The sequence below is a fragment of the Streptomyces sp. NPDC088732 genome (assembly GCF_044751205.1).
GTDB lineage: Bacteria > Actinomycetota > Actinomycetes > Streptomycetales > Streptomycetaceae > Actinacidiphila.
Genome location: NZ_JBIVLI010000017.1, coordinates 163,301 through 178,697 on the forward strand (window position 1 = coordinate 163,301; position 15,397 = coordinate 178,697).

Here is a 15,397-nt window from a genome sequence, read left to right on the forward strand (position 1 = left end):
AAGGAGCGAAGTGGCTAAGGTCCGGGTATACGAACTCGCCAAGGAGTTCGGAGTTGAGAGCAAGGTCGTCATGGCCAAGCTCCAAGAACTTGGCGAATTCGTCCGTTCGGCGTCCTCGACGATCGAGGCGCCGGTTGTTCGCAAGTTGACTGACGCACTGCAGGGCCCCGGCGGCGGTTCCGCCCCCGGCAAGCCCTCCGCCGCCAGGCCCGCGGCGCCCCGCAAGGCAGCGCCCGCCAAGCCGGCCGCCCCCACTCCGGGTGCGCCGGCCCGTCCCGCTGCCCCGGCTCCCAAGCCGGCGGCGGGACCCGCCCCCACCCCCCGGCCCGCGGCCGGCTCCGCGCCGACCCCCGGTCCGCGCCCGACGCCGGCCCCCAAGCCGGCACCGGCCAAGCCCGCCCCGGCGCCGGTCACCCCTGTGCCGCAGGCGGAGTTCTCCGCCCCGCCGGCTCCGCAGGCCCCGGCTCCCGAGCGTCCGGCCCAGGCCGAGCGCCCGGAGCGCCCCGCCGCGCGTACCGGTCAGCCCGGTCCGCGTCCCGGCGGCAGCGCGCCGCGTCCCGGTCAGCGCGACGGCCAGCGTGACGGCGGTCAGCGCGACGGCCAGCGTGACGGCGGTCGCGGTCAGGGCGGCCCCGGCGCTCCGCGTCCGGGCGGCCAGGCGCCGCGTCCGGGTGGTGCCGCTCGTCCGGCCGGTCCCCGTCCGGGCAACAACCCCTTCACCTCCGGCTCCACCGGCATGCCGCGCCCGCAGGCGCCGCGTCCCGGTGGCGGAGCCCCCGGCCAGCCCGGCCCGCGCCCCGGTGGCGCCCCGGGTGCCGCCGGTCCGCGTCCCGGTGGCGCGCCCCGTCCCGGCGGCGGTGCCCCGTCCGGTCCCCGTCCGACCCCGGGCGGCATGCCCCGTCCCCAGGGCGGCGGTCCTCGTCCGAACCCCGGCATGATGCCGCAGCGTCCCGCCTCCACGGGCGGCGGTCCCGGTCGTCCCGGCGCAGGCGCCGGTGCCCGCCCGGGCCCGCGTCCCGGCGGTGGCGGCGGTGCCGGTCGTCCCGGTGGCGGCGGCTTCGCCGGCCGTCCCGGTGGCGGCGGCGGTGCCGGTCGTCCCGGTGGTGGCGGCGGCTTCGGCGGCCCGCGCCCCGGTGGCGGTGCCCCCGGTGCGGGTGGCGGCGGCGGCTTCGCCGGCGGCGGTGGCCGTCCCGGCTTCGGCGGTCGTCCCGGCGGCCCGGGTGGCCGTGGTGGCACGCAGGGTGCCTTCGGCCGCGGCCCCGGTGGCCGTCCGGCCCGTGGCCGCAAGTCGAAGCGTGCGAAGCGCCAGGAGTACGAGGCCATGCAGGCCCCGTCCGTCGGCGGTGTGATGCTGCCTCGCGGCAACGGCGACACCGTGCGCCTGTCCCGTGGCGCGTCGCTGACGGACTTCGCCGAGAAGATCGGCGCCAACCCGGCGTCGCTCGTCCAGGTGATGCTGAACCTCGGTGAGATGGTCACCGCGACCCAGTCCGTCTCCGACGACACGCTGCAGATGCTGGCCGACGAGATGAACTACACCCTCCAGGTCGTCAGCCCGGAGGAGGAGGACCGCGAGCTGCTCGAGTCCTTCGACATCGAGTTCGGCGAGAACGAGGGCGGCGAGGAAGCGCTCGTCGCGCGTCCGCCGGTCGTGACCGTCATGGGTCACGTCGACCACGGAAAGACCCGCCTCCTCGACGCGATCCGCAAGACCAACGTGGTCGCGGGCGAGGCCGGCGGCATCACCCAGCACATCGGTGCCTACCAGGTGGCCACCGAGGTCAACGGCGAGCACCGGGCCATCACCTTCATCGACACCCCCGGTCACGAGGCGTTCACCGCCATGCGTGCCCGTGGTGCCAAGTCCACCGACATCGCGATCCTCGTGGTGGCGGCGAACGACGGCGTCATGCCGCAGACGATCGAGGCGCTGAACCACGCCAAGGCGGCCGACGTGCCGATCGTGGTCGCGGTCAACAAGATCGACGTCGAGGGCGCGGACCCGACGAAGGTGCGCGGTCAGCTGACCGAGTTCGGCCTGGTGGCCGAGGAGTACGGCGGCGACACGATGTTCGTCGACATCTCCGCCAAGCAGGGCCTCAACATCGACGGCCTGCTGGAGGCCGTGGTCCTCACTGCGGACGCCGCGCTCGACCTGCGCGCCAACCCCGAGCAGGACGCACAGGGCATCGCGATCGAGGCCCACCTCGACCGCGGCCGCGGCGCCGTGGCGACCGTCCTGGTCCAGCGCGGCACCCTGCGGGTCGGCGACACCATGGTGGTCGGCGACGCGTACGGCCGTGTCCGCGCGATGCTCGACGACACCGGCAACACGCTCGAAGAGGCGGGCCCCTCGACCCCGGTCCTGGTGCTCGGTCTGACGAACGTGCCGGGCGCCGGCGACAACTTCCTGGTGGTCGACGAGGACCGTACGGCCCGTCAGATCGCCGAGAAGCGTGCCGCCCGCGAGCGGAACGCGGCCTTCGCCAAGTCCCGCCGCCGGGTCAGCCTGGAGGACCTGGACAAGGTGCTCAAGGCCGGCGAGGTCCAGCAGCTCAACCTCATCATCAAGGGCGACGCGTCCGGTTCGGTCGAGGCCCTGGAGTCCTCTCTGCTCCAGCTCGACGTCGGCGAGGACGTGGACCTGCGCATCCTCCACCGGGGTGTCGGTGCGGTCACCGAGACCGACGTCACCCTGGCGGCGGGCTCCGACGCGATCATCATCGGCTTCAACGTGCGGGCCGAGGGCCGCGCCACGTCGCTGGCCGAGCGTGAGGGTGTCGACGTCCGCTACTACTCGGTGATCTACCAGGTCATCGAGGAGATCGAGGCGGCGCTCAAGGGTCTGCTCAAGCCCGAGTACGAGGAGGTGGAGCTCGGCACCGCCGAGATCCGCGAGGTCTTCCGCTCCTCCAAGCTCGGCAACATCGCCGGTGTGCTCATCCGCTCCGGCGAGGTCAAGCGCAACACCAAGGCGCGCCTGCTGCGCGACGGCAAGGTCGTCGCCGAGAACCTCAACATCGAGGGTCTGCGGCGCTTCAAGGACGACGTCACCGAGATTCGTGAGGGTTACGAGGGCGGTATCAACCTCGGCAACTACAACGACATCAAGATCGACGACGTCATCGCGACCTACGAGATGCGCGAGAAGCCGCGCGTCTGATCGCTGGTGCCGTGTCCGGGGCCGGTCGGTGGAAGAAAAATTCCGTCGATCGGCCCCGGCCGTTGCCTTTAGTGTGGTGCTTACTGTTCGCAGTGTTCGCACTGTTCGCCACGAGGCCCCACAGGTCGGCTTGACCTGACGCCCATGTTTGTAGGGACGCTGTCCTTCGATCTGCTTCTCGGCGACGTCCGGTCGCTCAAGGAGAAGCGCTTCGTCGTCCGGCCCATCGTGGCCGAGCTGCACCGCAAGTTCGCGGTCAGTGTGGCGGAGGTCGACCACCATGATCTTTACCGCAGGGCCGAAATCGGCGTGGCGGTCGTGTCCGGGGACCTCGGGCACATCAATGACGTACTCGGACGCTGCGAGCGATGGATGGTCGCCCGTCCCGAGGTGGACCTGCTGTCGGCTCGGCAGCGGATCCACGGGGACGACGACGACTGACACTCACGTACCGAAGAGTGAAGAGTAGAGAGAAGAGCAGGCATGACCGACACCGCGCGGGCGCGCAAGCTGGCGGACCGCATCCGGGTCGTGGTCGCCGAGACCCTCCAGCGACGGATCAAGGACCCGCGGCTGGGGTACGTCACGATCACCGACACCCGGGTCACCGGTGACCTGCGGGAGGCGACCGTCTTCTACACGGTCTTCGGGGACGACGAGGAGCGTGCCGCCTCGGCGGCGGCCCTGGAGAGCGCCAAGGGCGTCCTCCGCTCGGAGGTCGGACGGCAGACGGGCGTGCGCTTCACGCCGTCGCTGACGTTCGTCGCCGACGCGATCCCGGAGAACGCGCGCACCATCGAGGACCTGCTCGCCAAGGCCCGCGAGGCCGACGAGGAGGTGCGCAAGAGCGCCACCGACGCCACGTACGCCGGCGAGGCCGACCCCTACCGGAAGCCGGCCGAGGACGGCGACGACGAGGATGACGAAGGCGCCGAGGGCGCTGAGGGCGCCGGGGGCGAGGCACGGTGAAGGACGGGCTTGTCATCGTCGACAAGCCGGGCGGTATGACCTCGCACGACGTCGTGTCCCGGCTCCGCAGGCTCGCCGGGACGCGGCGGGTCGGCCACGCCGGCACGCTCGACCCCATGGCGACCGGCGTACTTGTCATCGGCGTGGAGAAGGCCACCCGGCTGCTCGGACACCTCGCGCTGACCCGCAAGGAGTACGAGGCCACGATCCGGCTCGGCCAGACCACCGTCACGGACGACGCCGAGGGCGAGATCACGGCCGCGGTCCCCGCGGGCGCGGTCACCCGCGAGGCCGTCGACGCGGGCATCGCGGCGCTCACCGGCGACATCATGCAGGTGCCGTCCAAGGTCAGCGCGATCAAGGTGAACGGCGTCCGCTCGTACGCGCGCGTACGCGGCGGCGAGGAGTTCGAACTGGCCGCCCGGCCGGTGACGGTCTCCTCGTTCGTCGTGCGGGACGTGCGGCGCGAGGGCGACGACCTCGTGGACGTCGACGTCACGGTCGAGTGCTCCTCCGGCACATACATCCGCGCCCTCGCGCGGGACCTCGGCGCGGGGCTCGGCGTCGGCGGCCACCTCACCGCGCTGCGGCGCACCCGGGTCGGTCCCTACGGGGCGGGCCTTGCCCGCACGCTGGAGGAACTGGCCGAGTCCTTCGCGGTCCTCCCCATCGCGGAGGCCGCGGCGGCGGCGTTCCCCCGCTGGGACGTCGACGAGCGGGCGGCCCGTCTGCTCGCCAATGGGGTCCGGCTCGACGCGCCGGCCACGGTGGGGGCGGAGCCGACGGGGGTGTTCGGGCCGGACGGGAGGTTCTTGGCGTTGGTGGAGGGGCGCGAGGGGCAGGCACGCATCCTGGCGAACTTCGCCTGACCCGGCCTTTCCCCCGCCCTCCCGCCCTCCCCCAACCTTCGGCCGGGGGTGCCCCCACGGCGCTCGCGGTCTACGCCAACGCGCTGCGCACCGCAGTCTCCGCTCGTCTCCCCCAGCTACCGCTGGGAGGTGCCCCCAGCGGGCGGACCCCGGCGCACCCCCTCCCGGGCCGGTTGGGGCGACTGACGGCCGGTGGGGTGTCGGTGGGCGGTGACGGCTGCGCACTCGGACAGCGCGGCGCCAACGGGTGCCCGAGCACGGTGCCCCTTCACACCACCCACCGGGGATCAGGCGCGGGACGAAACGGAGGGGGCGGGGTCGGAGGGGTGGCGTTCTGGACACTGGAGCATATTTGGGGGCATGACCCGGAGTGATCAAACCGGGTACCTGAGGCACCTAAATGTGCTGTCCAGAATGGCAGCCCCGGAGGCCCCGAACCCGGCCCCCCAACAACTGGCGTCGGGGCGCCCTGACTTCATGGGGCACACGGGCGGGAGGGCGGGGAAACAACCCGGTACGGCGAAGCGCAGCGCACGGCGCGGGCCCTCCCCCCTCGCGGCCCGCGCCGCACGATTCCCCCCGCAGTGGTGCCTATCCAGCCCGAAAGATCAATTCACCCCAACGGGCAGGCGCTCGGAGTGAAGAGAGGGAGCGCCAGGGGGCGCGTTCACCTGGGGATCTGTTGGAACGATCACCGGACGTCTACGGTCGAAACGGGCACTGTGGCGGGGAGGTGCGCGGATGGCGGTGTGGTCCGCCGAAGTGGACAGGGCGTTGGTGCGGGTCTGTGACCTGGCCGGACGGCCGCGGGGGACGGGGTTCCTCGCGGAGGCGGCCGGCGGGTGCGGGACGCTCGTGACGAGTCATGAGGCAGTCGACGGGCTGGTGCGCGTCGTGCTGCACGCGTGGGGCGAACAGACGATCCTCGTGGAGGCGGACGCCATCACGCCGCTGCCCGCGCTCGGGCTGGCGCTCGTGGCGGTGGAGGGGCTGGAGGGCGTGCCGCCGCTGCCGGTCGCGGCGGCCGTGCGGCCGGGCAGGGTGCGGCTGCGGGGCCGGGAGTGGACGGAGGCGGAGATCGTCGGCACGGCGTCCGTCACGTACACCGCGACGGACCGCTTCCATCTGCTGGACGAGGTGTACGAGCTGTCCGCGCGGGGGTGGGAGCCGGATGCGCAGGTGTCGGGCGCGCCGGTGCTCGATCCGGGGACGGGGGCCGTGCTGGGCGCGGTGGTGACCGCGCTGCACGCCGGGCACCGGGCGGACGGTTTCGCGGTGCCGTTGCGGGGGCTGGGGGAGCTGCTGGACCGGAACGCGGCGACGGTCCCGGCGTACGGGGCGTATCTGAATCTGGCGGGGGCGCTGCAGCTGACGGCCACCTCGGTGGGCTCCGCCGGCGTGCCGCAGGGGGTGTGGGGGCGGGAGCCGGTCGTGCGCCCGGCGACGGAGGCGGTGCTGCGGGGGTTCGCGGAGGGCGGCTCCGGGGAGGCGGGGCGGCCGCTGGTGCTGGGCCTGGTGGGGGATCCGGGCTGCGGCCGTACGACGGAGCTGGCGGCGCTGGCCGTGCGGCGTGCGACGGGGGCCGAACCCGCGCCGACACTGTGGCTGCGCGGGGCCGAACTGCACGCGGGCGACGGTGGGTTGAAGGACGCGGTGGAGCGGTCGCTGCGTGCGGCCGGCCGCATCGTGCACGCGGGGGCGGCGCCCGGGGACGCCGTGCCGGAGACCTCGCCGGACGCGGTGGCCCACTTGGCCGAGGACGCCGGGCGTCCGCTGCTGGTGGTGCTGGACGGGCCCGAGGAGATGCCGCCGGTGCTGGCGCACTGCCTGCCGGACTGGGTGGCGGGGACCGCGAGTTGGCTGCGGGCGGCCGGGGTGCGGCTGGTCGTGGCGTGCCGCCCGGAGTTCTGGGAGCAGGCGGGCGGGCTGTTCCCGCGGGGTGTCCTGCACGATCCGGGCCGGCGTGCCGGCACCCGGTCGCTGCCCGCCTGTGTGCGCCTGGGGGCGCTGCCGGAGCCGCAGGCCCGCGCGGCGCGTGAGCGGTTCGGCGTCCCGGAGGGGGCTCTGGCGGCGGAGGACGAGGCGCATCCGCTGGCGTTGCGGCTGCTGTCGGAGGTGCGGGCGGCGCTTCCGGAGGACGGCGGGGGGTGCCCGGAGCGGGCGGAGGTCTTCGGAGCGTACCTGGACCTTGTCTGCCTGCGGGTCGCGGTGCGGCTGGCCGCGGACGGCCGGGGCGACCCGCGCGGCGCGGCGGTGCGGCGCCTCGCGGCACGCGTGGCGGGCCGGGCGCACGAGGCGGCGCGGCGCTGCCTGGGTCCGGGGCAGGGGGAGCTGGACCGGGAGTCGTTCGAGGAGCTGTTCCCGTGGCGTACGGGATGGGCCTCCGCGGTGCTCACCGAGGGCCTGGTGGTCCCCGCGGGCGCCGGATACCGCTTCGCGCACGAGGAGTTCGCGGACTGGCTCCAGGGCGGCCATCTGGAGCTGGACCAGGCGCTGCACGCGCTGGTGCACCGCTGGTCGGCCCCGGCGGGCGGTACGGCGGAGGCCCCCGTGCGGCTGCCGTCGCGGCCCCCGGCCGCCGCGGGGCGGGGCGGCACGCCGCCGGTGCCGCCCGCGCCGCCTTTGGCGCCGCCGTCCGCGCCGCGCTCGCTGCCCGTGCCCAGGCACCGCATCGGGCCGGTCGTGCAGTCGCTGCTGCTGACCGCCCGCCGCTCGGGGGCCGCCGAACTCGCCCGCAGGCTGGAGGAACTGGTGCTCGCCCTCGACGGGCACGCGACGGCGCCGACCGCCCGTGGCGGCGGGCTGCCGCTGCTCGACGGGGTGCCGCGCCCGCGTGACGGCGGCGATGCGGATCCGGAGTGGGAGCGGGCGCGCCGGGCGGACGCCGTGTGGTGGGCCGCGCACCTGCTCGGCGAGGCGCTGCTGAGGGTGCCGGACGCGCTGCCGTACCGGGACGTGCTGCGGCTGCTGGCGGAACGGATCACGGCCCGGTCGATCGAGGCCGGGGGATTCCGGGAGGCGCCGGGGCTCGGGCAGTTCGGGCCGTGGTTCTGGCGCCGGCTGCGACTGCCGCTCGACGAACGGCTGGCGCTGCTGAGGCAGTTGCTGCCCGCCGACGCCCCGCCGCAGCGCGGGGACGAGGAGCGCTTCCTGGCCGCCGCGGGGGAGGAGCTGGCCGCCGCGCCCCGCGAGGCGCTGCCCGCCGTCTGTGCCTGGTTCGCCGACGAGCGGCCGCTGCAGGCGCTCCCCGGCGGTCCCCGCCCGAGCGTGGCCACCGCCGCGCAGGCCCTGCTGCACACCCACCGGCACCGCGCCGTGGACGACCTCACCGAGACCCTGGTCGCCGCCGCCCATCCGCGGGCCGACGAGCTGCTGGCCGCGCTCGCCGAGGACGAGCCGGCCGCCGTCTGCCGGGCCGTGGACCGCTGGGCCCACGACGGTCGGCCGGAACGCCATGTGGCCGCCGCCGCGTACAGTCTGCGCACGGCCCCGTACGTCACCGTTCCCGCCGACGGCCGCCTGCTGCGCTACGCCGCGCTGGCGATCCTCGCCCGCCCCGCCGACTGCAGCCTGCACGGCGCCGCCCTCGCCGTCCTCGTACGGGACCCGGCCACCCGCTCCTTCCACCTGCCGGCCGCCCTGGAGCGCTTCACCGCCGGCGACCCGCGGCTGCCCGCCGACGCGCTGTCCACCGCCCTGGCCACCCATCCCGAACCGGTCCTCGCCGCCTTCCGCACCCGGCTGCGCGAGCCGGGCGGGGGCGGCGCCGAGGTGCTGCGCGCCCTGGCCGGGATCGGCGACCAGTCGCTGGCCCGCCGCGCCGCCGACCTCGTCCGGGACCACCTGGAGCACCGTCCCGAGGGCGCCGCGCACGTCGCGGAGTACCTCGACCGCCGCCTGGAGGACGGTCCGGGTGTCCGCGCCGTGCTGCTCCCGCTGACCGCCGGGCTGCTGCGGGAGCATCCGCCCGAGGTGCGGCGCGCCCTGGCGCCCGTGCTGGCCGCGCCCGGCGGCCACGCCTCGCGGCCGCTGCGCCAGGAGCTCCTGGACGTCCTCCTGGAGCGCGAACGCGACCACGGTGTGCTCGATGCCCTGCTCACGGCGGCCGCCGAGGGCTGCGCCCTGCGGCCCGCGCCGCTGACCCGCGACCTGGTGCACCGCCTCGGTGTCACGCTCTGCCGCGCCCCCGAGGGGGCGACGCTCTTCGACCGCCGGCTGGTGCAGCTGGCCGCCGCCCATCCCGGCTTCGCCCGCCAGGTGCGCGGCTGGCTCGCGGCGGACGCCGACGGGGTGTGGGACGCGCTCGTCGGGCCGAGCGCCCGGCGCGCCTTCGACCGGCCGGCGCCGGGGGCCCGGACCGCCCGGGCACCGGAGGCGACCGCCCTGGTCCCGTGAACGGGCTGTGCGGGCGGCACCACGCCGCGCGGCCTGCCGCGTCCGTGGGGGCGCCGCGCCGGTGAGGCGCCCGGCATGGCAGTCTTGGACCTGCAATCGGACAACCATCAGCGGTCGAGGAGCGGTCACAGTGCAGCGCTGGCGAGGCTTGGAGGACGTCCCGGGCGACTGGGGACGCAGCGTCGTCACCATCGGCTCGTACGACGGCGTGCACCGTGGGCACCAGCTGATCATCGGCCGTGCCGTGGAGCGTGCGCGTGAGCTCGGCGCGGCCTCCGTCGTCGTCACCTTCGACCCCCACCCGAGCGAGGTCGTGCGGCCCGGCAGTCACCCTCCGCTGCTGGCGGCCCACCACCGCCGGGCCGAGCTGATGGCGGAGCTCGGCGTCGACGCGCTGCTGATCCTCCCCTTCACCGCCGAGTTCTCCCGGCTCTCGCCCGGCGACTTCATCCGTACGGTGCTGGTCGAGGCACTGCACGCGCGGGCCGTCATCGAGGGCCCCAACTTCCGGTTCGGGCACAAGGCGGCCGGGGACGTGGAGTTCCTGTCGGCGATGGGCCTGAAGTACGACTACGAGGTCGATGTCGTCGACCTGTACCTGACCGGCGCCGCGGGCGACGGCCAGCCCTTCTCGTCCACGATGACCCGGCGCCTGATCGCCGAGGGCGACGTGGCCGGGGCCATGGAGATCCTCGGCCGCCCGCACCGCGTCGAGGGCGTCGTCGTCCGCGGCGCGCAGCGCGGCCGCGACCTGGGCTACCCGACCGCGAACGTGGAGACCGTGCCGCACACGGCGATCCCCGCGGACGGCGTGTACGCGGGCTGGCTGCACGTCGGTGACGAGGCCATGCCCGCCGCGATCTCCGTCGGCACCAACCCCACCTTCGACGGCACCGCGCGCACGGTCGAGGCCTACGCCATCGACCGCGTCGGCCTGGACCTGTACGGACTGCACGTCGCCGTGGACTTCCTCGCCTACCTGCGCGGGATGGAGAAGTTCGACACCATCGACGCGCTGCTGGAACGCATGGCGGACGACGTCAAGCGGGCCCGCGAGATCGTGGAGACGCACGACTCCGACTGAGCGGGCGCACCCGGGCATCCACGACCGAGGGCCCGCCGCGCCGTCACGGCGGGGCGGGCCCTCGGTCTTTTGGACTTCTCCTACTGCTGGTGCGTCCAGCCCGGCGGGATCGGTCCTGGAGCGCCCTGCTGCTCCGACTCCTCGGGCCGCTGCTGCGGCGCCTGCTGCGCCTGCTGCGCCTGCTGGGCCTGCGGCGGCGGGGGCGGCTGCTGGGTCCAGCCCTGCGGCACGGCTCCCGGGACGGGCGGGGGCGGCGGGGCCGGGTGCCCGTACGTCTGGTGGTGCGGCGGCGGGGGCGGGGGTGGGTAGCCGCCCTGCTGCGGCGGCATCGGCTGCGCCGGGTAGGGCTGTCCGTGCTGCGGCGGGTAGCCGCCCTGCTGCGGCATCGGGTGCTGGTAGAGGCCCTGTGCCTGCTGGGCGCGCACGAAGTCCTCGGCGACCATGGCCGCGAGGTTGAAGTAGGCCTCACGGGTCTTGGGCCGCATCATGTCGAGGTCGACCTCGGCGCCCGCCGCCAGGTGCTCGTCGAAGGGCACCACGGCGACGCCCCGGCAGCGGGTCTCGAAGTGCGCGACGATGTCCTCCACCTTGATCATCTTGCCGGTCTCGCGGACCCCCGAGATGACGGTGAGACTGCGTTGCACCAGGTCGGCGTAGCCGTGGGCGGAGAGCCAGTCCAGGGTCGTGCTGGCGCTGCTGGCCCCGTCCACGGACGGCGTGGAGACGATGATCAGCTGGTCCGCGAGGTCGAGCACGCCGCGCATGGCGCTGTAGAGCAGGCCGGTGCCCGAGTCGGTGAGGATGATCGGGTACTGCTGGCCGAGCAGGCCCACCGCGCGCCGGTAGTCCTGGTCGTTGAAGGTCGTGGACACGGCCGGGTCCACGTCGTTGGCGATGATCTCCAGACCGGAGGGCGCCTGCGAGGTGAAGCGGCGGATGTCCATGTAGCTGTTGAGGTGCGGCAGTGCCTGGACCAGGTCGCGGATGGTCGCGCCGGTCTCACGGCGCACCCGGCGGCCGAGGGTGCCGGCGTCCGGGTTGGCGTCGATGGCGAGGATCTTGTCCTGCCGCTCGGAGGCGAGCGTGGCGCCCAGCGCGGTGGTCGTCGTGGTCTTGCCCACGCCGCCCTTGAGGCTGATCACCGCGATGCGGTAGCAGGACAGCACCGGGGTGCGGATCAGCTCCAGCCTGCGCTGGCGCTCCTGCTCCTCCTTTTTCGCGCCGATCTTGAAGCGGGACGGCTGGTTGTTGTTCCTGCGTGCCTTGGGCTGCTGGCGCAGCAGGCGGTCCGAGGACAGCTCGACGGCCGCGTTGTAGCCCAGCGGGGCGCCGTGCATGACGCGCTGCTGCTGGTCCTGGCCGGGACCGGGGCCTCCCCAGCCGGTCGCGATCCGCGGGTCGACCGGGGGCTGCTGCTGCGGCGGCTGGGCCTCCGCGTCCGGCCGGCCCTGCTGCGGCTGGTGCGGCTGCGGAGCCGGCGGCTGGGGCTGACCGTGGCCCTGCTGCGGGGCCGACGGGTCGGGACCGGCCTGCGGCGGCAGGGGCTGCGCCGGGCCGGGGCCGGGGAACGGCGGCTGTGCGTAGGGCGGTTGGCCCTGCTGGGGGTACGGCGCCGGCGGCTGCTGCGGATAGCCGTAGCCCTGCTGGGGATGCGGCGGCCGGGGCGCGTTGGGGTCGGCCCACGGCGCCCCCTGGGCGGGCTGCGGGTAGCCGTAACCGCCCTGCGCGGGCTGCGGATAGCCGTAGCCGTACGGGGGCTGGGCCGGCGGGGCCTGCTGCGGCGCGTTGGGGTCGGCCCACGGCGCGCCCTCGGTGGGCGGCGGATAGCCGTAGCCCTGCTGGGGATGCGGCGGTTGCGGCGGCTGCGGGGGCTGCTGCTGTGCGGCCGCGGCCCGGTACTCCGGCGGCAGGGGCGGTACGAGGGACTGCGGCGCGGGGGCGGGGGCGGGGCCCGGAGCCGGCGGCTCGGCGGCGGGCTCGGGCTGCCGGTTCTCCTGGGTCTGCTCCGGGGCCGCGGGCGCCTGCTCCTCCGGCTCCGGGTCGGCGGCCGCGGCGGAGTCGGGCACCTGCGGTGCCGGTGGCGTCTGCCCGGTGCCGCCGGTCCCGGGCTGTTCGGCGGCGGGAGGGGGCGTCACGGCCGGGGCGACGGGCGGCCCCACCTGCGACGGCTGCGGCGGGGTGCCGCCCGCGGCGGCCGTCGGACCGCCGCCCGCCTGCTGCGTGTACCAGGACGGGGGCGCGTAGTCGATCTGGAACTCACCCGTGAGGTCCGCGTCGGACTGATCCCCGTCCGGGGCGGCCGCGCCCGCGCGGATGTCGTCCTGATCGCTGCTCACTGTGCCTCCTGGTCAACTGATGTACGTGCCGGGCCCGTCGGGAACGGCACGCTTCCCCCGTCATGGAGTTCCGCGGCAAGCCTTTCGCGGCTCACCGCAAAAGCCTAATCACTTGCCCCGCACGGACGGCAAGTGCCGTTGGCCTCATGGTCCGCACCATGACACGGGGCCCGCCCTGTCCCGTACGGGCGCCGGGCCCCGCCGAGTTGACGTCCCGGTACCCGCACCGGGCCCCTGTGCCCCATGCCCGCCACCGGGAACGGGAAACGCCCGTCCCCGGCCGTGCGCGACCGGGCCCGGAAGCGCATCGTCCGGGAGAGGGCCACGGCGGCTAGTCGACCCGGCGGGCCGGGCCCAGCAGTCCCGTCTCCGCGTCCGTCGGCTGCGTCATGACGAACTGCCGGTGCTTGCGCGTGCACCACATGGTCACGTTGTCGCCGAGGGTCGGCAGCGCGGCGACGTCGGTCTCCGCCAGCCCCATCACCTGGCCGATGACCTCGGCCTCCTGCGGGGACACCCGCTGGAGGCCGACCACGTCCGCGCTGTTCAGCAGGCGCGGCGCGGTCGGGCCGAGATAGGGGAGCAGCGTCATGACGGACTGCCAGGACTGCGCGGCGACCCGGCTGCGCGGCGGCCGGGCGCCGCAGTCGCGGACGATCACCACCGGGCTCTGCACGGACGGGCCCTGCGGCGCGATCCGGCCGACCTCGTGCACCGTCACGCACTGCTGGCCGCCCCCCGCCGCCTGCGCCATGGGCGCCCAGGACTGCGGACGGGCGGTCTCCACCGCCACCCGCGCCCCGGTCGCCGCGGCACGCAGCGACAGCACCTGCGCCAGCCACATGCTGCCGATGAGCAGCACGTCCAGCCGGGCCGGCCGGCTCAGGGCCAGCACGGCGGGCAGGCCGGTGGCGTCGACGCCGATGACGACACCGTCGTCACCGATCGGCAGGGACAGGCCGGACAGCTGCCCGGTCGCCAGGGTGTGGCGGTCGCGGCGCGGGCCGAGGAGCCCGAAGGCGGCGCGCAGGGAGCGCCGCGGTGCGACCCCGGCCGCGGGGCCGCCGTGGTCGGGGCCGAGCGGCAGGTGCGAGGGGCGCGGTTCGGTGCCGCCGGGGCGCTGTCCGCCGAAGGCGGGAACGGTCGGGGACGCCATCAGCGGGTACCTCCCAGGGGCAGCGTGGCGAGAATGCCGGGCACCTGCTCGCGGTCCAGCCGCACCAGGCCCACCTTGGACACGGTCGCCCGCAGCTCCAACTGGGTGCGGGCATCCAGGAGTTCGTTCTCGCTGCGGCCGGTCAGCCGCACATAGCCCGACAGCAGCGACGCCCGGCTCCCGCCCGGCGCGACGACCAGCGAGAAGGTGCTCGCCAGGGCGGGGGAGGAGGTCAGCAGCCCGACCAGGTCCGGCAGCCCCGTCGCCCGGTCGCCCAGCTGCGGCCAGCGGCTCACCCAGTACGTGGTGTGCCAGCGGTCGTCGCAGCGCCAGGCGCGCGGGCTCTCCGACGTACGGCGGGCCTGGCGGCTGCCGTCCAGCGCGGCGCCGCCGGTGGTGGCCAGCGGGTTCACGCAACTCGACGTCGCCACCGCGGCGATGATCTCCGGCTCGGTCAGCACACGGGCCCGCAGCCCCGCGCCCACCAGCCGGCTCGTCAGATGGTCGGCGGCGCGCAGCAGCGCCCGCCGGGCACCGGCCATGCCGCCGCCCCGGGCCGTGACGGCCTCCGGGCACAGTTCCGGGTCGAGCTTGAGGGCGATCCACGTCAGCCGGAGCCCCGGGGTCTGCGACTGCGCCTGGAGCGGCGCGTACGACCGCGCGGCCACCGCCTGCGGCGGCAGGTGTGGCGCCGGCGCCGGCTGGGTGTGCTGGACGACCTGCACGGAGGCCAGGCGGATGTCGTCCACCTCCAGCGCGCCGTGCAGCAGGTCGAGCGGCAGTGAGCGCGTGCCGCGCGCCGGGCGCAGGGGTTCGTCGACCGCCTGCACCTGCACCACGGCGGTCAGGAAGGTGCCGTCACCGACCATGCCGATCTCGCGCTGCTCGCGCTCGTCGGTGAAACTGTAGGTGCGCAGCGCCGGATCGCACTCGACGGCGGGCACGAAACCGGGGTCGGTGCCCGGCGGCACCTGGGCCGCGTTGCGCCGCTGACGGGCCTTCAGCGCCCGCCCCGCGGACATCCACTCGGGCATCGGGCGGCCGCGTCTGCGCAGCAGGCCGAAGAGCACCAGGGGGAGGGCGACGGCGGCCGCCACGACCGGCCCCATCACCCTGTGGATCAGCCAGCCGCCCAGCACGAGCGCGAACGCCAGCTCAATCAGCACGAGTTGCTGCACCCGGACCGGGCCTATGCCGCCCGGCCGGCGGGTCGTCACCGGGGCCGCGGACCGGCCCCGCGGGGCGCGGGTGGCGTCGCCCGGCATCCCGGGCGGCCCGCCGTGGGCGGACGGTGGCTGGCTCCCGGACGTGCGCCCGGACCTGGTCGCGGTGGTCATCCCCCGTACAACCCTTCTGCTTCCGTTCGTACGTCTGCTCCGCCGCTCCGCGTGCGCATCGGGGCCCCGGGCCCCGGTCGTCCCACGG

At 75.2% G+C, this 15,397-nt stretch carries 9 protein-coding genes; 6 read left to right on the forward strand and 3 right to left on the reverse strand.

The window, feature by feature from the left end:
* Positions 1-10 precede the first annotated feature (10 nt).
* From infB to ACIP9H_RS27775, 6 genes are all read left to right on the forward strand, one after another.
* The gene (infB, locus tag ACIP9H_RS27750; RefSeq protein ID WP_401591226.1) at positions 11-3,163 is read left to right on the forward strand and encodes a translation initiation factor IF-2; all 3,153 of its coding nucleotides are present in this window, start codon (positions 11-13) and stop codon (positions 3,161-3,163) included.
* Between the two features lie 144 nt (positions 3,164-3,307).
* A complete protein-coding gene (locus ACIP9H_RS27755; protein WP_401961381.1) occupies positions 3,308-3,604 on the forward strand; it encodes a DUF503 domain-containing protein in 297 nt (98 codons plus the stop codon).
* Between the two features lie 42 nt (positions 3,605-3,646).
* A complete protein-coding gene (rbfA, locus tag ACIP9H_RS27760; RefSeq protein WP_401591220.1) occupies positions 3,647-4,132 on the forward strand; it encodes a 30S ribosome-binding factor RbfA in 486 nt (161 codons plus the stop codon).
* A complete protein-coding gene (gene truB / locus ACIP9H_RS27765; RefSeq protein WP_401591217.1) occupies positions 4,129-5,001 on the forward strand; it encodes a tRNA pseudouridine(55) synthase TruB in 873 nt (290 codons plus the stop codon). Before rbfA ends, truB begins: the two co-directional genes overlap by 4 nt.
* Positions 5,002-5,742: 741 nt before the next feature.
* Positions 5,743-9,396, forward strand: coding sequence for a serine protease (locus tag ACIP9H_RS27770; RefSeq protein ID WP_401961385.1), 3,654 nt, complete (start codon positions 5,743-5,745; stop codon positions 9,394-9,396).
* 130 nt (positions 9,397-9,526) lie between these two features.
* Positions 9,527-10,480 carry a bifunctional riboflavin kinase/FAD synthetase gene (locus ACIP9H_RS27775; protein WP_401591211.1) on the forward strand — a complete coding sequence of 318 codons (954 nt, stop codon included), beginning with the start codon at positions 9,527-9,529 and terminating at the stop codon, positions 10,478-10,480.
* Between the two features lie 80 nt (positions 10,481-10,560).
* Here ACIP9H_RS27775 and ACIP9H_RS27780 read toward each other — a convergent pair whose 3' ends face one another.
* The 3 genes from ACIP9H_RS27780 to eccE all read right to left on the reverse strand — a co-directional run bounded on the left by ACIP9H_RS27780 (position 10,561) and on the right by eccE (position 15,309).
* Positions 10,561-12,816, reverse strand: coding sequence for an SCO5717 family growth-regulating ATPase (locus tag ACIP9H_RS27780; RefSeq protein ID WP_401961388.1), 2,256 nt, complete (start codon positions 12,814-12,816; stop codon positions 10,561-10,563).
* 331 nt (positions 12,817-13,147) lie between these two features.
* Positions 13,148-13,972: a hypothetical protein gene (locus tag ACIP9H_RS27785; protein WP_401591206.1), complete on the reverse strand. Its 825-nt coding sequence runs from the start codon at positions 13,970-13,972 to the stop codon at positions 13,148-13,150.
* On the reverse strand, positions 13,972-15,309 hold the full coding sequence (gene eccE, locus ACIP9H_RS27790) for a type VII secretion protein EccE (RefSeq protein WP_401591203.1): 1,338 nt from the start codon (positions 15,307-15,309) through the stop codon (positions 13,972-13,974). Before eccE ends, ACIP9H_RS27785 begins: the two co-directional genes overlap by 1 nt.
* Positions 15,310-15,397: the final 88 nt, after the last annotated feature.

Excerpts from the sequence above, each read along its gene's own strand:
- ACIP9H_RS27755 (WP_401961381.1), top strand. The coding sequence starts at position 3,308 with ATGTTTGTAGGGACGCTGTCCTTCGATCTGCTTCTCGGCGACGTCCGG.
- rbfA (WP_401591220.1), top strand. The coding sequence starts at position 3,647 with ATGACCGACACCGCGCGGGCGCGCAAGCTGGCGGACCGCATCCGGGTC.
- ACIP9H_RS27770 (WP_401961385.1), top strand. The coding sequence starts at position 5,743 with ATGGCGGTGTGGTCCGCCGAAGTGGACAGGGCGTTGGTGCGGGTCTGT.
- ACIP9H_RS27785 (WP_401591206.1), bottom strand. The coding sequence starts at position 13,972 with ATGGCGTCCCCGACCGTTCCCGCCTTCGGCGGACAGCGCCCCGGCGGC.
- eccE (WP_401591203.1), bottom strand. The coding sequence starts at position 15,309 with ATGACCACCGCGACCAGGTCCGGGCGCACGTCCGGGAGCCAGCCACCG.